Annotated in this window: 16 protein-coding genes; 6 read left to right on the top strand and 10 right to left on the bottom strand. The window is 43.9% G+C overall.

Annotated features, from left to right (window positions below; translation table 11 throughout):
• Nucleotides 1-10: 10 nt before the first annotated feature.
• A complete protein-coding gene (locus G457_RS23150) occupies nucleotides 11-301 on the bottom strand; it encodes a type II toxin-antitoxin system RelE/ParE family toxin (RefSeq protein ID WP_051260740.1) in 291 nt (96 codons plus the stop codon).
• Between the two features lie 2 nt (nucleotides 302-303).
• Nucleotides 304-498 carry a hypothetical protein gene (locus G457_RS0106795; RefSeq protein ID WP_248602827.1) on the bottom strand — a complete coding sequence of 65 codons (195 nt, stop codon included), beginning with the start codon at nucleotides 496-498 and terminating at the stop codon, nucleotides 304-306.
• 278 nt (nucleotides 499-776) lie between these two features.
• On the opposite strand from G457_RS0106795, the gene trmB reads away from it, so the two are divergent.
• On the top strand, nucleotides 777-1,439 hold the full coding sequence (trmB, locus tag G457_RS0106785) for a tRNA (guanosine(46)-N7)-methyltransferase TrmB (protein WP_026945797.1): 663 nt from the start codon (nucleotides 777-779) through the stop codon (nucleotides 1,437-1,439).
• Here trmB and G457_RS0106780 read toward each other — a convergent pair.
• From G457_RS0106780 to G457_RS0106765, 4 genes are read right to left on the bottom strand one after another with little or no spacing between them, the layout of a single operon-like run.
• Entirely contained in the window at nucleotides 1,429-2,304 is an 876-nt protein-coding gene (locus G457_RS0106780; RefSeq protein ID WP_026945796.1) for a 3-hydroxyacyl-CoA dehydrogenase, read from the bottom strand. The two genes, trmB and G457_RS0106780, sit on opposite strands and share 11 nt — an antisense overlap.
• A 1-nt stretch (nucleotide 2,305) precedes the next feature.
• Nucleotides 2,306-3,331 carry a phosphotransferase family protein gene (locus G457_RS0106775; protein WP_026945795.1) on the bottom strand — a complete coding sequence of 342 codons (1,026 nt, stop codon included), beginning with the start codon at nucleotides 3,329-3,331 and terminating at the stop codon, nucleotides 2,306-2,308.
• Nucleotides 3,328-4,536 carry an acyl-CoA dehydrogenase family protein gene (locus tag G457_RS0106770; protein ID WP_026945794.1) on the bottom strand — a complete coding sequence of 403 codons (1,209 nt, stop codon included), beginning with the start codon at nucleotides 4,534-4,536 and terminating at the stop codon, nucleotides 3,328-3,330. The genes G457_RS0106775 and G457_RS0106770 overlap by 4 nt, the downstream gene beginning before the upstream one ends.
• Nucleotides 4,537-4,540: 4 nt before the next feature.
• Complete coding sequence (locus G457_RS0106765; protein ID WP_026945793.1) at nucleotides 4,541-5,308, bottom strand: SDR family NAD(P)-dependent oxidoreductase; 768 nt, start codon at nucleotides 5,306-5,308, stop codon at nucleotides 4,541-4,543.
• A gap of 106 nt (nucleotides 5,309-5,414) precedes the next feature.
• On the opposite strand from G457_RS0106765, the gene G457_RS0106755 reads away from it, so the two are divergent.
• Together G457_RS0106755 and G457_RS0106750 are read left to right on the top strand one after the other, a co-directional pair.
• Nucleotides 5,415-6,383 carry a zinc-dependent alcohol dehydrogenase family protein gene (locus tag G457_RS0106755; protein ID WP_026945792.1) on the top strand — a complete coding sequence of 323 codons (969 nt, stop codon included), beginning with the start codon at nucleotides 5,415-5,417 and terminating at the stop codon, nucleotides 6,381-6,383.
• 83 nt (nucleotides 6,384-6,466) lie between these two features.
• Nucleotides 6,467-6,889 carry a hypothetical protein gene (locus tag G457_RS0106750; protein WP_026945791.1) on the top strand — a complete coding sequence of 141 codons (423 nt, stop codon included), beginning with the start codon at nucleotides 6,467-6,469 and terminating at the stop codon, nucleotides 6,887-6,889.
• Nucleotides 6,890-6,965: 76 nt separating this feature from the next.
• On the opposite strand, the gene G457_RS0106745 is transcribed toward G457_RS0106750, so the two are convergent.
• The 4 genes from G457_RS0106745 to trpS form a co-directional block, all read right to left on the bottom strand.
• The gene (locus G457_RS0106745) at nucleotides 6,966-7,757 is read right to left on the bottom strand and encodes a hypothetical protein (protein ID WP_026945790.1); all 792 of its coding nucleotides are present in this window, start codon (nucleotides 7,755-7,757) and stop codon (nucleotides 6,966-6,968) included.
• A 49-nt stretch (nucleotides 7,758-7,806) separates the two neighbouring features.
• Nucleotides 7,807-8,469 carry a DUF6090 family protein gene (locus G457_RS0106740; protein WP_155847098.1) on the bottom strand — a complete coding sequence of 221 codons (663 nt, stop codon included), beginning with the start codon at nucleotides 8,467-8,469 and terminating at the stop codon, nucleotides 7,807-7,809.
• A gap of 107 nt (nucleotides 8,470-8,576) precedes the next feature.
• Complete coding sequence (locus tag G457_RS0106735) at nucleotides 8,577-9,071, bottom strand: hypothetical protein (RefSeq protein WP_026945788.1); 495 nt, start codon at nucleotides 9,069-9,071, stop codon at nucleotides 8,577-8,579.
• A 286-nt stretch (nucleotides 9,072-9,357) separates the two neighbouring features.
• A complete protein-coding gene (gene trpS, locus G457_RS0106725; RefSeq protein WP_026945787.1) occupies nucleotides 9,358-10,332 on the bottom strand; it encodes a tryptophan--tRNA ligase in 975 nt (324 codons plus the stop codon).
• Between the two features lie 70 nt (nucleotides 10,333-10,402).
• Between trpS and G457_RS0106720 the strand changes: the two genes are divergently transcribed.
• The 3 genes from G457_RS0106720 to G457_RS0106710 are packed head-to-tail and all read left to right on the top strand — an operon-like array spanning nucleotide 10,403 to nucleotide 17,135.
• The gene (locus tag G457_RS0106720) at nucleotides 10,403-11,494 is read left to right on the top strand and encodes a DUF1573 domain-containing protein (protein WP_051260739.1); all 1,092 of its coding nucleotides are present in this window, start codon (nucleotides 10,403-10,405) and stop codon (nucleotides 11,492-11,494) included.
• Nucleotides 11,495-11,540: 46 nt separating this feature from the next.
• Nucleotides 11,541-16,028 carry a T9SS type A sorting domain-containing protein gene (locus G457_RS22205; RefSeq protein WP_051260738.1) on the top strand — a complete coding sequence of 1,496 codons (4,488 nt, stop codon included), beginning with the start codon at nucleotides 11,541-11,543 and terminating at the stop codon, nucleotides 16,026-16,028.
• Nucleotides 16,029-16,085: 57 nt separating this feature from the next.
• Entirely contained in the window at nucleotides 16,086-17,135 is a 1,050-nt protein-coding gene (locus G457_RS0106710; protein WP_051260737.1) for an acyloxyacyl hydrolase, read from the top strand.
• Nucleotides 17,136-17,782: the final 647 nt, after the last annotated feature.

The raw sequence follows: 17,782 nt of genomic DNA, 5'->3' as shown, positions 1-17,782 counted from the left end.
TAAATAAGGATTAAAAATTCTTTGGGTCTTTTCGGTTTGGTCGGAGACTTACTATTTCAATAGAGTCTGAATTTACACGATAGTAAATACTGGTTTGTTTACTGAAAACATATCTTCTTAATCCTTTTCTTTTCTTGGATTCAGGAAACATTTCTGGTACTTCTGAAATCAAATCAATAGCCCTTTCTAACCTTTGATAAATCTCTTTGGCTTTTTTTCGACCAAAATTTTGATCGATATAGTCCAATATATCCAAAATCTCATGTCTAGCTCGGAGTGAATATCGAATGGGATGGCTCAATTCTAAAAATTATATTTCTCTTTAATTTCTGCATTAAGGGACTCCCTTGAGATGAAATTTCCTCTATCAAGTTGCTCCAAGGTTTGGTCGATAGCCACTTGATCTTCCTCGCTTATCTCTTCCCAAAAATCAGCTTTGTCCTCGATATTTAAAATCGTTTTGACTGCATTCAGCCTCTCTTCATCATTGCTTTTCATGATTTCAGATATGATTTTATATTTTACCGAAATATCCATTTGATTGTCTTAACGTGATAATTAAAGGTAAGGATTTTTATACAGAGCTGGTTTTCTAAATCTATTTCTTATTCCTTTAAATTAGGTGGTTGGGTTTAAATACCATTTTGAGCAGTCTATAGGATAGCAAAGTTATGACTCTCGAACTGCCAAATTCATTCCCGAAAAAAATGGGTAAAGATTACCTGATATTTATCGGAGGCAGTACTTTTGTGGTCGCAGAAATCGAAGAGCTGTAAATGAGTAGGAAAAAACTGGTTCGCTTCAAGGCGAATGAAGAAAACCCCAATGTAGTACAAGAGGGTAAGCCCATTTTTGAGGAAATCAAAGGTCAGTGGCGAGCAAGGCAATTTCAAAACCAAAATCCTTTGGTCGTTGAATTGGCATGTGGGAGAGGCGAATTCACAGTTGGCTTGGCTCGGGTATTCCCTCATCAAAACTTCATCGGGGTAGATATCAAAGGAAGCCGCATCTGGAAGGGGAGTTCTACCGCTACCGAAGAAGGATTGGAAAATGTAGCATTTCTACGAACTCAGATTCAGCTTTTGGATAAGTTTTTTGATCAAGGAGAGATCGATGAGCTGTGGATTACCTTTCCTGATCCTTTTCCGAGGGATGGAGACGAAAAGCGAAGATTAACTTCTGATCGTTTTTTGGACATGTATAAACCTCTTTTGAAATCCGGGGGAACCGTGCATTTCAAAACCGATAACACTGGCTTATTTGACTTCTCTTTGAACTTGGTTCAATCCAGAAGAGACATACAGGTTTTGGGTCACACGCATGATTTTTATCAAAGTGAATGGAAGGATGATCACTTTGGTATTCAAACCCGCTATGAGAAGATGTTTTCTGAAAAGGGAGAGAAAATCAAATACCTGAAGTTTCGCTTTATTGGATGAAATCCGGATTTTTATAAGCAGGATTAGGATAGGAATAAAAACCCTCACCTGATTTCTCACCTAGCTTCCCCTCATCGATATAAGATTTGAGAAGCTTTGCAAAAGCCTGCGAAGCAGAATCGGTTCGGTTTTTGGTGACATGCCAAGCCGTATCCAATCCAATCGAATCCAAAATTCCAAAGGGTCCCATCGGCATATGAAAGTTGACCATCCAAGACCGGTCAATGTCTTCTACACTTGCTACCTCACCTGTCAGCAACTTTCCAGCAGCACCGATCAAGGCCAAAAGCATGGTATTGAAAATGTAGCCTGGATTTTCTTTTTGAACTAGGACAGGAACCTGATTGAGTTTTCTCCCGAAGTCCTCTAGCATGGGAATCATGGCAGGATCTGTACCTGGATGAGGCATAATATCTACCACTCGCGAATAAAAGACATCATGGAAGTGAAAAGCACAAAACATCTCAGGCCTTCCGGACTCCTCAGCAAACATAGATGGAAGCATGTAGGATGTGTTGGTGGTGAAAAAGGTCTTCTGAGGAGCAATTTTCCCAAACTTTTTCCAAACCTCCTTCTTTATTTCGACCTCCTCAGTCACACTTTCATTGACAATGTCGGCATCCTGAATCGCCTTTTCGGCATCGGTGGTGAAATAGATCCTGGAAAGAATCTTCTCGGGTGCTTCCTTCAGGAGCTTGCCTTTTTCCAACTGAGCCAAGATCTTTTTCATGGTCTGAAACCCGAAATCCAGCGCTTTTTCATGAATGTCATAGACAGAGACGGTGTAGCCTGAAATGGCTGCTTGAAGCGCAACGCGAGAACCCAAGGTTCCAGCACCAAGAATGCAAACTTTTTGGATGGTCATATTAGATTTTTTCTGTGAGTATACTTTTTTCTGCTTTTCTACCTGCAGCTTTTACCACTTCGATAAGTGCTGCAAAACGCGGATCTTCTGCCTGTCCAAGCTTATAGCGTTTATAAATTTGCTGAGCAATTACCGCAACCTTAAATAACCCATAGACATAGTAGTAAAGCATATTGCTCAAGTCTAGACCAGATTTTCGATCGTAGTACTCGATGACTTCCTGCCGGGTAGGATTTCCTGGTAAATGAGTCAGATTGAACATTTTCAGGATGTCTTCATCGTCTTCCTGTGCCCAATACGCCAAGCTGGTCCCCAAATCCATCAAAGGTTCTCCGACAGTGGACATTTCCCAATCTAAAACAGCTTTAATTTCGCTGATATCCTCAGGTTCCAGGATAAGGTTATCATACTTAAAATCATTGTGGATGAATGCGTAATTCTCCTTTTTGGGTATGTTGGACTTTAGCCATTCAGCCACCTTTTCCATTTCCGCAATTTCATCCGTTTTGGCTCGAAGATATCGGTCGGTCCAGCCAAGTATCTGACGCTCCACATATCCCTCGGGCTTTCCTAGGAGCAGAAGACCTGATTCTCTGAGTTCAAGGTGATGAAGTTCCAAGAGTGCATCTATGGTATTCCAAGCTAGTTTTTCGAATTCTTCTTTATTCGGGATTATCCCTGAGGGCCTTCGGTTTCGAATGACAGTTCCCTCGATATATTCCATGACGAAAAAAGGAGCACCTAAAATTCGGTCATCCTCATATAGTAAAATGGATTTTGGGGCTTTGGTGTAACCGGCTCGATGCAAGGCCTCCTGAATTCCACTTTCCCGGGCCATATCATGGGCAGTGTTGATTTTGTAGCCAAAAGGAGGTCTGCGTAGGGCAAATTTTCCTTTGGGTGTTTCCACCAGAAAAGTAAGATTGGAAAAGCCACCATTGAGTGGACTGATTTTGATCGATGCAGGATCCCAGTAAAACCGCTCCTCCAAAAAAGCCTTAAGCCTGTCAAAATTCATTTCATTCATGGCTGTCGGTATTTTTTTAGAATGCTTTTGGCTAAAGATGCTTTGTGAACTTCATCCGGTCCATCATAGATTCTGGCTCCCCGCTCATGTCTGTACCAAAATGAAAGCAAGGTGTCGTCTGTGACTCCAAGAGCTCCATGAACCTGAATAGCGCGATCGATCACCTTCATCAATACGTCAGCCACATAAAATTTGATGGTGGAAATTTCTTCTTTAACAGCTTTACTGCCTAATACCTGCATTCTGGAAGCTACATTCAAAACCATCAGGCGACTGGCATTTATTTCCGCCCGGCTTTCTGCAATCCAGTTTTGGACACTTTGCTTTTCTGCCAAAGGCTTTCCAGGTAGCAACTCACGTGATACAGCCCGACGGCACATCATATCGAAGACACGCTCGCAGATCCCTATCCAACGCATACAATGGTGAATTCTCCCTGGACCGAGTCGCTCTTGCGCTAAGGCAAACCCTTGTCCTTCTTTTCCAATGAGATGATTAATAGGAACCCGGCAATTGTCGAATTTCACCTCCGCATGAGACAGGTAATCCTCACCCTCTTCTCCCATGATGGGGATATTTCTAATCAGTGAAAAGCCCGGATTATCCAGTGGAATCAAAATCATACTTGCACGCTGATAGGGTGATTCAGCCTCAGGATTGGTGACAGCCATGACGATGGTGAATGTGGCCCCATCTGCAGCTGTGGTAAACCATTTATGCCCATTGATGACATAGCAATCCCCATCTTTGAATGCTGTAGTGCTTAAGACAACTGGATTGCTACCTGCATTGGCAGGTTCGGTCATGGCAAAGCAGCTTCGGATCTTTCCTTTTTGTAGCGGGTGGAGAAAAGTCTCTTTTTGCCAGTCCGATCCAAAAAGCTCCAACAATTCCATGTTTCCGATATCAGGTGCCTGACAGTTGCAGACATAGTGTCCCAAAGGGCTTGTACCTAGGATTTCCGAAACCTTGGCAAAATCACTTAAGCTTAAGCCTAATCCACCCGATTCCTTGGCAAGATGAGGTGCGAAAAGTCCTAGGTCTTTGACTTTTTCCCGAAGCTTATTCAATTGTGGCAAATAGGATCTAAACGGCCCTTGGACTACTTTAAGGTCTATGGGATAGAGTTCTGTCTCTACAAATTCTCGGTAAGAATCAAGTAGCTTGCTTAATTCAGAGCTTGGTAGATTTTGGGTTATATGCATAGCTTTAGATTGTGAAACCTCCATCCGCTGTAAAAACGCCTCCTGTGGTGTAGGAAGATGCCGCTGAGGCTAGAAATAAGGCCATGGCTCCGATTTCCTCAGAAGTTCCGGCTCTTTTGATAGAAAGTTGCTTCATGATCATTCCCATGATTTTATCATTGGTCCAGAGTGCTTCCGAAAATTTGGTTTGGATCAGTCCCGGACAGATGGCATTGACTCGAATGCCAGCATCACCCCATTCCTTGGCATAGACTTTTGTGAGGGAAATCAAAGCAGCTTTACTCACGGAGTAGATACCCAATCCGGCCTCCGGAGAAAGTCCACCGATCGAACTGATATTGATGACCGATGCTTCGGCAGATTTTCTTAAGTGGGGGAAACAAAGCCGGGTCAATTCAAATGGAGCTTTGACATTCACATCCATGATTTTGTCAAAGGCCTCCAAGCTTGTCTCATGCACCGGGCCAAATACCGGATTGGATGCGGCATTATTCACCAAAATATCAATGGTACCATATTTCTCAACGGTTTGATCCACTAGCTTTGGCAATTCATCCATATTGCCCACGTTACAGGCAAAGCCGCTGACTTCATAGCCCTTGGCACGAAGCTTTCCTGCCATTTCATCAAGCGCATCCTGCTTTCGGCTGCTTATGACAACTTTGGCACCTGCAGCTGCAAAAATTTCCGCTATGCTGAAGCCGATTCCTTTACTAGCACCGGTGATCAGCGCTACTTTTCCATCCAGAGAAAAAACCGAAGATAAGTCCATGTTTTGTAGGTTGATTTTTTCTTTTCAAGATATAAAAAAAAAGGCCTTGGAGAAGGATAGACTTAAAATATATCCATAGTTTTATCCAACATTAAATCCAAATTTCATGAAAGAGATCATTTTTGAAAAAATAGGTAAGCCACTTGATGTTTTACAACTCGTAGAGTCAGAAATTCCCAAGCCAAAAGCACACGAAGTACTCATTCGCGTAAAGGCTAGAAATATCAATCCCTCAGACATCATGTTTGCACAAGGGATGTATGGAATTACTCCTCAGCTTCCGAGTAGCGCAGGATTTGAAGCAGCAGGGGTGGTGGAGCAAGGAGATGAAGCAGGTCATATTTCAGCCGGAACACGAGTCATGTTTTCAGCAATTGGCACTTGGCGTGAATATGTCTGCGTACCGGTTCAGGCTGTGATTCCCATTCCCGAGCCAATGCCTTATGAGGTAGCTTGTCAGGCTTTTGTGAATCCCCTGACAGCCTATGGAATGATCGAAAAGTCAGGTCTTCAGGCGGGTGAGTGGTTGCTTATCACAGCGGGGGCTTCGGCTTTTGGGAAGTTTGCAATCCAATTGGCAAAGAAGAAAGGCATCAAAGTAGCAGCAACGGTCCGTCATGATGAGCAGATCGAATTGCTTCAATCTTTAGGCGCGGACTTGGTCGTGAATTCGGAAAAGGAAAAGATTCAGAAAGTCATTCCCGAAAAGACTGATGGGGGCGTTCATATTATCTTCGATGCGGTATCGGGAATTTTGGGAGCCAAAGCACTTAGCTGTCTGCGCCAAAATGGTAAGATGATGGCCTTCGGTGCGCTTAGTATTGAGAACATGCCTGTAAATAGTGGACTATTGATTTTCAAGGGCTTAACGATCGAAGGTTTTTGGCTGAGTACCTGGATCGAAAGTCTGGATAAGGATTCCCGCAAAAAAGCTTTTGGCGAGGTTTTCGGCTTTTTGATGGCTGAGACTTCGAAGATTGATATCGAAGCCAAGTATCCTTTGGAATCCTTCCGGGAGGCGATCGAGGCTTATGAAAAGCCCGGTAGAAACGGAAAAATTCTGCTGATGAGTTAATTTCCGCCAAAATTCCATGCTTTGCAGGACATTATCCTCATCTTTGTGTTTTCAAACAAAAACCAACATCAAAAACAGAAAGCATGAATTGGGATAAGCTGGATCAGGAGCTAACCGAAATTGTAGAAAAGCGGATTCAACTCGCTGGAATGGATTACAACGACGAGAATTACGATGATATCGAGGAGGAACTTCATGACTTGGAAGATGATTTCAATGAGGATTATGAGGATATCCTTGAAAAGGAATTAGAGAAGATCTACAGCCTTTTGAAGTCAGATACGGATATTTTGCTTCCCACAGCCTATGTTGCCAATAAGTATAAACCTTTGCTTCCGGATGCACGTGGAATCATAAGCTATGAAGTGAAAGGGCAGGAGGGAGTGCCGATCGAGTCCGATCAGTTTGACCGTCAGGATGTCAGAATCGTGCTGATTCCCAATCCGGCGAGATTTGTAATGCTCATCAATGGACAGCCACTCAAAGATCTGTGGCGAAGCCGATAAAATTGATCCCCGCTTCTGAAGGAGCGGGGATTTTTTTGGTTACAAGAAGTTGATTTTTAAAGCCAACAAATTTATTCTAAAGATCAAAAAGGCTCAAAAAGCTTTCATACTCACCTTCAGCTGGATAGTAGTAAATGGCAATGATCATTTTTTGAGGCTTAGCAATAGTTTTTTCTTGATCTTTAGACCACACTTTAAGATCCTGTTTTAAATGGGAAATCAAACTTCCATTGGACGAACTGAAAGTAAATTCTTTGATAGGCTCGATTGCCTCAATTGATAGGTTTGTATCAATGCTAAGTTCATAGAGAGCAAAGCGATCACCCTTTATCTCAGATCCTTTGTATTCGGATAAAAAGTTAATTGAAGAGGAAATATTCAAACCTGCTTCATTTTTTGGTTCTAGTTTAGAACTCACAAGGAAATCCAATACCTGAATTTTGAGGTTAATTTTACGAAGATATTTTTCAGTGATTCCGGGGTATCGTTTTTCATCAAATTTTCGGTCTATTAGAAGGGATCCCGAACAAAAACCAAAACCGAGCTGCCCTTCATTGTTTTTGCTAGCAAAGATCAGCCATTCGCTACCTTCATCAGGCAAAAAAGAACAACTACTATTCAAAACACTCCATACCCTTATTTGTTTGATTGGCTTACCCTTGTATAATTTTAGAATTTCAATCTCTGCTTTATGATATTCCGAATCTTCTGGATCTGGGCTTAGAGAAATTATCTTGGCTCTGGCTATAAAATCCTTTTCTGGGATTTGCTCTAAAAGAATGGGCATGGAGCACACACATGCATTGGCATTCTTCCCATTAAAGAGAAAAAACAAAATAAAAAGAGAGTAGAATTTAAAGAGATTCATGTAGAATTAGATTGTTCATGCAAAGGTGAATAGTAGATTTTTTCAAAGATTACCTCCGGTTTTCTTCTAGGGACTTTTCCAACTCCTCCTTCAAAATTTTAGCTTTTTCTAAGCTGATTTCATAGGAAACGATTTTCTGGTCGATCAGAGAGGAATAGATTAGTAGTTTGTTCAACAATATGCCTGAATCACTTGGTCTATAAAGCTGATTGCTGGTCAAGTCCATGTTGTTGCTCAACCAGGCGAGCAGTTCATTGGTAAAGTACTGAACTTGATATTCTCCTTTTTTGACACTTTCCTCCGAAATGGACTCATAGTAGTTGCTTAATAGCTTTTGTAGTTCTAAATCCTCAAAGAGGGCTAGTTTTCCGGAACTCTTGGTAGAAGTATAAGTTGCGCTTGTTGGCCCATAGTTTTCTACCTGCAGAGCCATGCTAAATGGTTCATCTATGTTTTCATAATCCCCTTCACTGATCAATTCTAGGAGCTTTTCTAGATTTTGAAGGATCAGTTTGTTTTGAGGGATTAGGAAGTTTTCATAAGCTTGGACATCCTCTTGAAGGTCACCAATCAAAGATTCCATAAGGATGAGGCTTTCTTTTCTGTCCTTATTTGAGTTAGCGCGTTCATTGATGAAAAAGGCCAATAAGACCCCCAGAATCACTCCCAAAAAATTAAAAAACTGATTGGTCCAATCGATCTTTTTAGCCATGGTACTGTTGGATTGATGATTAAAATTTCCCCAAGCAGTCTGAATATATCTAAAGGATTGGTTAGAAGCAATTTTCCAAGAAAAAAGAGAAGCCAAAAAGGGAAGGCTTAATCCAGATCAATCTCCAAACCCTTGGCTAGGCGCTTGGCTTGCTTAAGTGACTCTTTCTGATTTGGATAGGTGAATAAAAAAATAGGTTCGGAATCGATGGAATAAATAAGGGTATTGAATTCGGTCACCTTGCCAGATAGTGTTGGACTTATTCCGTTTGGGGTGTTTCTACTGATATAAGTTTTGGATGCTACTTTGATTTTGGATAAATGTGGCAAGGGTTTCCACTCTCCAAACTTGAATCCTGCAATGGAAGAATACTTTTTGAATCTCTTCTCCTCAAAGTCTATTAGGGTCCCTTTGTAAGTGAGGATAATCAAAAGCCCTATAATTATCGACACTATACCTACGGCCAACACTTTTTCTATCGAACTTCCGCTTGAAAGAAAAGCCGGACTGATTAACACAAAAATACCTGTGATGACCAGTAAGAGACCAAGTAGGTGGGGGCCGGATATTAAATTACGTTCTTTGAAATCGAAGTGCTGCATTTGGTTCTCTTTTAGTAATAAATTTTATGATTATTCGCATTCCTGCCAGTTACCGAATTTTATATGGTTTCACCTCGACTTCGCTCGGTGATCGTTTGTTTTCTAGGTTGGGGAGGGGAGAAAAAAGGGGCTGCGCACCTTTTTTCTCCCCTCCCATAACTAACTCCAAACCCGGAGGCCGAGCGAAGTCGAGGCCATTTTGATCTACTGGTATCATTGCGGATAATCAGGATAAATTTTAAGGTACTTTTTTTCCTGAGATCCAAATTGCATTATCCTATAAGCATTATCTAAAACCCAACTTATCTCTTACTCGGTTAAGAATCTTTTCTCCTTCTAATTTAGCCTTTTCTTCTCCGGCAGCTAATTTTTTCTCAATTTCCTCCGGATTGTTCATGTAGAAATCAAAAGCTTTTCGCTCTTCAGCATATTTTTCCAAGATCAATTCCAAAAACTCCTTCTTGGCATGTCCGTAGCCAAAATTGCCCCCTAGGTACTTTTTGCGAAGTTCGGCTGTTTGGCTTTCCTCTGCGATCAGACTGTAAAGCTTGAAGACATTGCAGGTATCCGGATCTTTGGGCTCCTCAAGAGGGGTGCTGTCAGTGACAATGCTGTTGACATTCTTCTTGAGCTGCTTTTCCGGAAGGAAGATATCAATGTAATTATTGTAGGACTTGCTCATTTTTTGGCCGTCAGTTCCCGGAATGGTCTTGACTGACTCTGCTATTCTGGCTTCAGGGATTGTAAGAATATCCTCTTCCACGATCCTGTTAAAGGCGGTAGCGATATCACGGGTCATCTCCAAGTGCTGCATCTGATCCTTGCCGACGGGCACCAAATCCGCAGAGTACAATAAAATATCCGCAGCCATCAGGACTGGATAGGTGAAAAGTCCGGCATTCACATCGGCCAAGCGTTCGGATTTATCCTTAAAACTATGCGCATTGGCAAGCATGGGAAATGGAGTGAAGCAATTGAGGTACCAAGTCAACTCAGCCACTTCGGGTCTGCGGCTTTGGCGATAAAAGACCGTTTTGTCTATATCCAGGCCAAAGGCTAACCAAGCGGCAGCCACTGCCAGAGTGTTTTCTTTGCGAAGCTCTCCATCCTTAGAACTGGTGAGTGAATGAAAATCTGCTATGAAAATATAGGACTCTTCGGAGTTTTCTTTAGCCAGTTGAATTGCTGGAACGATTGCTCCCAAAATATTCCCTAAGTGTGGTCTTCCACTGCTTTGTATGCCTGTCAGTACTCTTGCCATCAATCTAATTTTAGCGCAAATTAAGTAAATCAACCTATAATTCGTCCGGATTTATCCGTTATTTGTGTCTATGCAAAGATTTGGATTTTCGGCTTTTTTCATCCTTCTGTGTTGCCTACAGGCGCAAGTACTTCATGCTCAAGGGACTCAGGATTCTCGACTTATCTGGAAAGTGAACAAACTTGACCTAGGAGCCATTTTGGAGGAAGAGGGAATACAGGTGGCAACCTTTGAATTCAGCCATTCTCAGGATTCAGCCGTTTGGATAGAGAAAGTGTGGACAGACTGTGGATGTACTACAGTGGAATATACTCAGGATTCCTTGGTAGCAGGTGAAGTTGGGATGTTGAAAGTGGCCTTTGATCCCGGTTCGGCAGTAGGTAATTTTTCTCGGTTGGTAGTGGTAAAAGGTAACCTTGCCAATATGATGGACACGCTCTATCTGGAAGGAAAGGCGGTTCCCAAACCTAGAAACCCTGAGGTTGAATATCCTTTTGTCAGTGGACCGGTTGGGATGCGTCAGGAAAAGACCAATATGGGAGATGTGTTCACAAACGAACCGGCTTTCAAGGCTTTGGAAATATTCAACTTCTCAGACTCGGTGCTTCGAGCTGATAGTCTACGATATTTTGGTCCTGGCCATATTCAAATTCGACAGATGCAAGACTCCATTGCTCCGGGAAAAAGGGGGATTCTAGAGATCAGCTATGACGGGGCTGCCAAAAACGACTTGGGATATTCTGAAGATCCTATTCAATTCTTTTGGTCAGATTCCTTACTGGCAGATACAGATGTGATTGCAAATATTTTTGAGTTTTATCCGGGCTTTGCAAAGGGTGAGCTTGGATCAGTACCTGCTTTGAGAATAAGTCCAACAGAAATCGATTTGAAAGAAATTTCCGCCGATGAAATCCAAGAGCTAACTTATACTTTGACCAATCGGGGAAGAGAGCTTTTGGAAATTAAGAAAGTGCAGGGAAACTGTGGCTGTCTTTCCCTAACGCTTCCCAAAACCGAATTAGCACCCGGGGAAAGCATGGATTTGATCGTGACTTTTGATCCAAAAGGTAGGAGAGGAATCGATCAGCGGAATATTTACATTTTCACCAATGATCCTTTGAATCCGGTGCAATCGGTAATTTTAAAATCGAGGATCGAATAAAGTTAATTTTTATAACTTAGATTCTAGCAATCGATTAATTTTGGATATGAATAGAATCGCTTTCTCTTTGATTTTTTTGCTGGCTGTGGCTTTTTTGTCATTTCAGCCTGCAAGCGAAAATTCAACTTTTCGTGTAAAGCCTTATTTGCAGACCTATGGTGAGGGGAATTTTCAACTTACCTGGTGGTCAACAGGAGAAAATAGCTCGGTCTTTACGCTTTTCGATGAACAGGGAAATCCTGTCAGAACCGAAAATCTAACAGGGGAGGAGGTAGCTGAGATTTATTACACTTCCATAGAAAAAAATGAAAGTATCCCTGGATTAAGCCCCGCTTCTTGGCTTTTTCCTGATCAAACAAGACGATTTAGGATCTCTCTGGAAGGTTTGGACCCTGATGCAGCCTATTTTTATCAGGTAAGTATGGGAGGAGAAACTTTCTCTTCCGGATTTCAAACAGGCCCAGATCCTACCAACTGGTCTTCGATCCGATTTATAGCCCTTTCCGATAGTGAGACCGAACCACTGGGCCGGGTCAATCGCAGAGCTTGGTATCCGGCTGGGCTTACTTCCAGGCCTAGCAGTGGCTTCGATGCATGGATAGCCAAATTCGGAACCACCCAAGAACAGGGCTTTGATATCATCAACTATGCCCTGACCGAAAAGGAAGGCTATGAGTATAATCTTCGAATAATAAATTCCCGCCTACCTGACTTCTTGCTGATGCCAGGGGATTTGGTGCAGGGTTCGGGCTATCAACCCGCCTGGGATGAATTTTGGAGGCATAATGCCGGAGAATATGATCAGGGCTTATCCAACTATCCCATCATTCCTGCATTGGGAAATTGGGAAAACTTTGGAGCCAAAAATGGGGGCTATGGAACGAATGAGCGGGGGGATTTTCTGCCTAAATTGGGAAGAGAGCGCTTTCATGAATATTTCGAGACGCCTACTTCAGACCCCCTGCAGCTTCACAGGCAAAGCTACTATCGGGTAGATTATGGGCCGGTTACGGTTTTGACCTTGGATTCATCCAATGGTACGCCTGATCAAAAGCGTTCGGATTTTCCGGATGATCAAAAACTCAAGAATCAGGATTTTACCGTCAATGGAACCGATACGCAGGAAAATTATACGCAGTCTGACTATCAGGCCGCAGGTGGTACGGACTTGAGTAGTTTCGGCCCCGGCAGTCCGCAGTATCAGTGGCTGGAGGCCAATCTGCAGGAAGCAAAAGACTCAGGACAATTGATTTTTGTGCAGTTTCATCATATTCCTTACAGTTCCGGCGAGCATGGGGTACCGATCAACCATGAATTGGCGACCGGACAGGGTGGTGTTCCGATGCGGGTGCTGCATCCGCTTTTTGAGGAATTTGGCGTTATCGCAGTTCTGGCAGGACATGATGAGCTTTTCGAACGATCTTTTGTAGATCTGAATAATGATGGAACGGGTGTTCTTTACTATGATGTGGGAGTCGCTGGAGATGGTATGCGGGGCGAAAAACGAAATTGGATCAGTAATCCACTTCAACTTCTCAATTACAATTCTTTCAAACAATGGACAGCAGATCAAAACGAACCCGAGCAATGGAATACTTCAGGTGGAAATCCCCTGCTCACCGATGGCGGCAAGCACTATGGACACTTGGAAGTGAATATCAACCGGGTGGTTGAAAACGGGCAGGAATTCGCAAAAATCGACTTTTCACCGGTTTATGTATTTCCGGTTTTGGATCAGAATTATAACCTTCAGAATGTAGAACGAAGGGTTTATAATGATGAAGTCTCCCTGAAGGTTTTGCTAAAATCTGAAGCCTTTGAACCTGTATTGAAGGACTCGGTGCAACTCTTCCTCGATGAAGGAGGAAGGGCCTTTCTATCACCTGAGGCGGTACTCGTTGAGCAGCCTGATGAAGAATTTTCTTTTGAATATTCTACAGGCTTTCAGTTGAATTGTGATGCAATCGGAGAGCAGGAATTGATCGTCACTTCCACCCGTCAGTTTGATGGGGAGGTTTTCAAGGATACCACTCGCTTGATCGTATTGGATACCATCGCGCCATACTTTGATGCAGCAAACGCTATCGTCGTGTTTGATCCGAGCATTGGAAGAGCAGAGTATTCCATCGCCGACTTTGACCCGGTGGATTTCTCAGATAATTGTTCAACAATTCCGATCAAGGTAGAAGGACCTGAAATCACCTGTAGCAGCTTTGAGGATCCGGAAGTGTTTTTTGGAGAATTCCCGGTTCGTTTGATCGTCGAAGATGCATCAGGCAATCAGTTTATCCGGGAAGTAAAAGTTCAGATTTTAAACAGCGTAGAATCAACTAAGGTAAGTCTTGAGCCCTCAGGAGTGCTTGTTTCAGGACAAAGCATAGATCTGATACTGGGTGATGAATTGGATTATGAGGTAGTTGGCTGGTTCTTCCAGTCTTCCAATCCAATTGAGGGAGAAACCGGAAAAACATTAACGATCGATCAGCCTGGAGTTTACTTTGCAAAATTATTACTCAGTACAGGCTGTATTGTCCAATCCGAAACCATTGAAGTCACTCAGGTAGCGGATGATTTTCCAGAGGTCAAAGCCTCTCTAAGCTTAGGCTTGGACCAAAATGGCCAAGCTGAGTTGACTAATGATCAAGTTTTTACGGAATGGCCAATTGCCGAGGACATTGAGGTTAGCCTTAGTCAAAGCCAATTCTCTTGTAATGATCTTGGAGAGAACACCGTACTTGTCAGCTTGTCCAAACCGAATGGTGCGAAAAAAGAGTTGGAAATACTTATTCAAGTAATCGATGAAATCCCGCCTGTATTAGAATGGAAATCAGCTGAATATGACTTTGATCTAAGTCTTGGTGAACTCACCTTCGATGTGGAAGATTTCATCGTTTCACCACCTACCGATAATTGTGGCTCGGAAGGGATCCAAGTTAGTTTGAGCAAAACATCCGTGACCTGCGCGGATATCGATTCCGAGCGGCCAAACTACCCCATTGACCTGGATGTAATCGTGACGGATGCTTCTGGAAATACCTCGATTTATCCCACTTATGCCCAACTGACATTTTTCGAATCCCGCAAGGTTTCCTTGACTGCCCAAGGCCCGCTCTACGAAGGGCGAACTGTAGAATTACGCTTGGGAGAGGAATTGAATTTTGATGTCTGGGAGTGGAGAAAGGATTTGGAGCAGCTTCCGGGAGAGAAGGGGAATTCCATTATCGTGGACAGTCCGGGAAGATATACCGCTGTCTTGGCCTTAGAAAATGGCTGTCTGGTCAGTTCGGAGTCCTTGGTAGTGGAAGTAGAGGAAGTTCCTTTCCCATCAGTAAAGGAAGCGGTGAGTCTAGAATTGAATGCGCAAGGTTCGGCCACTTTGACTCTAGAATCCCTCTTTGAAACCTGGCCATTTGATAGTTCGGGTTTGAGTATTGAGCTGTCAAAATCTGAATTTGACTGTGCCGATTTGGGAGAAAATACCGTTCAGTTGCTTATCATCGGAGAAGGTGCTGCAGATTGGGTCTTTGAGGTCTTGGTGTTGGTAGAGGATAAAATCGCACCGGTGCTTGAAGTCCGGGATTTGGAACTTGAGTTGGATCTGCGAATAGGTGAAGCATCGATTTCGGCAGATGACCTGATCATCTCAGCCACTGATAATTGTAGCGAACTGGAAATTTCTCTGAGTCAAAGTCAATTTGGCTGTGAGGATATCGGAAAGGAAATCGTTGTTACAGTTCGGGCCGAGGATCTCGCGGGAAATGTTAGCGAAGCCAATGCCACAGTCAGCATTGTTTCACTGGAGGGTGATCCGGTGACTTTAAGTGGGGATTCGGATTTTTGCGAAGGGGAAAGCGCTACGCTTAGCCTCAATGCCACAGGTGATTTTGAGGTGATCTCTTGGACTAGAAACGGTACTGTGATACCGAATGAGAATGCGGCTTCCCTGGAAGTAAGCGAAAGTGGAATTTATCAGGCAAGAATCCGCTATCAAGGAGCCTGTACCGCTGTATCCAACGAACTCGAAGTGATCGTCAACCCACTTCCATCGGGCGAGATCGAGGTAGATGGGGACCTATTAACTGCCCCGGCGGGAGACTTTAGCTATCAGTGGTATCGAAACGGGGAACTTATCGCGGGAGCCACCGCTCAAAGCTATCAGGTCAATCTAATGGGCGAGTATGCCGTTTCCCTGACGAGCTCGGCAGGATGTAGCAGCCTGCTTCCATCTGTGACTCTTACGATTTCAGGCTTGGGTGCTAAACCTGATTTTGTGGTGAAAGTCATCAAGGTTTATCCCAATCCGGCTACTAACCGAATCCGTTTGGAATTTCCGGAGGGAATAGGACAAAGCCAACCAACCCTTCAAGTATTTGCGACGGATGGAAAAGAAGTAGGAGGGCAGGTTCAGCTCATTCAGTCAACCAACAGTTCCGCTGATTTGGATATCAGTCAACTTGCAGCCGGAGTCTATTGGATTCAGGTTTTGGGTGAGAAAAAGACCGTTTACCAGGCCCGATTTATCAAAAATGACTAGCGGGATTTGTAACCAATAGCCATCCCATCAGTTAAAAAAGGCAGAAGCGATTGAAATATGAAATCACTTTTGCCTTTTCTTTTTTTTGGAATCCTGTGTACCTCGACTTTTGGGCAAAGTGCGCGGAAAGCCTTGGATTTTTCTGCTCAGACTGGCTGGATTATTCCCCACAATGAAGAACTGATTCCCATTTCCCAGTCCAATCCCATAGGCCTAAGTTTTCGCTATCAAGTTTTGAAATCCAAGCGTGAAAACTGGGAGGCTTGCAACTGTTTTCATTATTTGGGTTTGGGATTGCAGGTGCAGGATTTTCAGAATCCCGAGGAATTGGGTCAGGCTTGGACTTTCTATGGAAGCTTTCAGCCGATTTTATGGAGAAAAAACAAACTGGAACTAGCCTTGGATATGGGCATAGGTGCCAGCTACCTGACGAGGGTCTATGATCCTGTAGAAAATCCCAGAAACACCTTCTTTTCCGCCCCTTTAAGCTTTTTGCTCTATGTTCGTCCTGTCATTTCTTACAGCCTGAGTTCCCAGTTTGACTTGACCGCCTCCTTCAATTACAACCATATTTCCAATGGGGGACAGCGCCAACCGAACCGGGGGATGAATTACCCCCTGTTTGCCCTGGGAGGAACCTACTTTCTAAAAAAGGAAAGCTTGCCGGACTATGACAAACCCGAAATCCCGAAGGAATTTCAATTCTACCTGGATTTGGGAATCAACTCCCGATCGAATGGTCAAGGAGGGAGATCCCCCAATTTTACGATTGGGGCGGGAGTTTATCGGAAACTGGCGAGTGTATGGGGCTTAGGTGCAGGCTTGGACCTCAACAAGGATTTTTCCTTGGCAGTGAAGGAAAGCCGCCTGAAATCCCTGATGCCCGCACCCTTTATTGCCAATCATTTTTTGTTTGGGCGCTTTGATTTCCAGCAGCGCTTTGCCTGGTATGCGTCGAAGCCGGATACCTATCAAGCCGATCGGAATTTCTACCAGCGATACACCTTGAGCTACCAACTGGGAAGGAATTTCCGGTTAGGCGTAGGCATGAAAGCCCACGGGCATGTAGCTGAGAATATGGATTTGAGAGTAGGGTGGAGGTTTTAGTCCGTCATTGCGAGGGCAAACACGAAAAATCTACAAGCTATTCTGCTTCCTCCAATACCCGAAGCCCTCCTTCCGGAGGGCAGGCCCGCCTCCCGGAGGGCAGGCTTCGCTTCACTCGCAGTGACGGTCCCCTCGTCATTGCGAGGGCAAAAACCTAAAGACCTCAAGCCTTCCTAATTCTTTTAGAGCCCGAAGCAATCTCCCAAGTTGTCTTCTTTTTCTTGAGACTGCCCGCCTCCCGTAGGGCAGGCAATCTCATACTTCTCCTAACTTTCCTTGAGACTGCTTCGTCGTTCCTCCTCGCAGTGACGGTCCAGACGTCATTGCGAGGGCAAACACCTGAAGACCTCAAGCCTTCCTATTCCTTTTAGAGCCCGAAGCCCGCCTCCCGGAGGGCAGGCCCGCCTACCGGAGGGCAGGCCCACCTATCGGAGGGCAGGCCCGTTTCCCGGAGAGCAGGCAATCTCATAGGTCGTTTTCTTTTTAATGAGACTGCCCGCCTCCCGGAGGGCAGGCTTCGTTTCACTCGCAGTGACGGTAGCCGCGTCATTGCGAGGGCAAACACCTGAAGACCTCAAGCCTTCCAATTTCTTTTAAAGCCCGAAGCAATCTCACAGGTCGTATTTTTTTCCGTGAGACTGCCCGCC

The sequence above is a fragment of the Algoriphagus marincola DSM 16067 genome (assembly GCF_000429405.1).
Lineage (GTDB): Bacteria > Bacteroidota > Bacteroidia > Cytophagales > Cyclobacteriaceae > Algoriphagus > Algoriphagus marincola.
Note: the sequence above shows the minus strand (reverse complement) of the source record. Positions and strands in the feature narration are given on the sequence as shown.

Bases quoted from the DNA above. Each gene is read 5' to 3' on its own strand.
- G457_RS0106765 (WP_026945793.1), bottom strand. From the start codon at position 5,308: ATGGACTTATCTTCGGTTTTTTCTCTGGATGGAAAAGTAGCGCTGATC.
- G457_RS0106780 (WP_026945796.1), bottom strand. From the start codon at position 2,304: ATGACCATCCAAAAAGTTTGCATTCTTGGTGCTGGAACCTTGGGTTCT.
- G457_RS0106795 (WP_248602827.1), bottom strand. From the start codon at position 498: ATGAAAAGCAATGATGAAGAGAGGCTGAATGCAGTCAAAACGATTTTA.
- G457_RS0106750 (WP_026945791.1), top strand. From the start codon at position 6,467: ATGAATTGGGATAAGCTGGATCAGGAGCTAACCGAAATTGTAGAAAAG.
- G457_RS0106710 (WP_051260737.1), top strand. From the start codon at position 16,086: ATGAAATCACTTTTGCCTTTTCTTTTTTTTGGAATCCTGTGTACCTCG.
- G457_RS0106755 (WP_026945792.1), top strand. From the start codon at position 5,415: ATGAAAGAGATCATTTTTGAAAAAATAGGTAAGCCACTTGATGTTTTA.
- G457_RS0106740 (WP_155847098.1), bottom strand. From the start codon at position 8,469: ATGGCTAAAAAGATCGATTGGACCAATCAGTTTTTTAATTTTTTGGGA.
- G457_RS0106735 (WP_026945788.1), bottom strand. From the start codon at position 9,071: ATGCAGCACTTCGATTTCAAAGAACGTAATTTAATATCCGGCCCCCAC.
- trpS (WP_026945787.1), bottom strand. From the start codon at position 10,332: ATGGCAAGAGTACTGACAGGCATACAAAGCAGTGGAAGACCACACTTA.
- G457_RS0106775 (WP_026945795.1), bottom strand. From the start codon at position 3,331: ATGAATGAAATGAATTTTGACAGGCTTAAGGCTTTTTTGGAGGAGCGG.
- G457_RS0106745 (WP_026945790.1), bottom strand. From the start codon at position 7,757: ATGAATCTCTTTAAATTCTACTCTCTTTTTATTTTGTTTTTTCTCTTT.
- G457_RS0106770 (WP_026945794.1), bottom strand. From the start codon at position 4,536: ATGCATATAACCCAAAATCTACCAAGCTCTGAATTAAGCAAGCTACTT.
- G457_RS0106720 (WP_051260739.1), top strand. From the start codon at position 10,403: ATGCAAAGATTTGGATTTTCGGCTTTTTTCATCCTTCTGTGTTGCCTA.
- G457_RS22205 (WP_051260738.1), top strand. From the start codon at position 11,541: ATGAATAGAATCGCTTTCTCTTTGATTTTTTTGCTGGCTGTGGCTTTT.
- trmB (WP_026945797.1), top strand. From the start codon at position 777: ATGAGTAGGAAAAAACTGGTTCGCTTCAAGGCGAATGAAGAAAACCCC.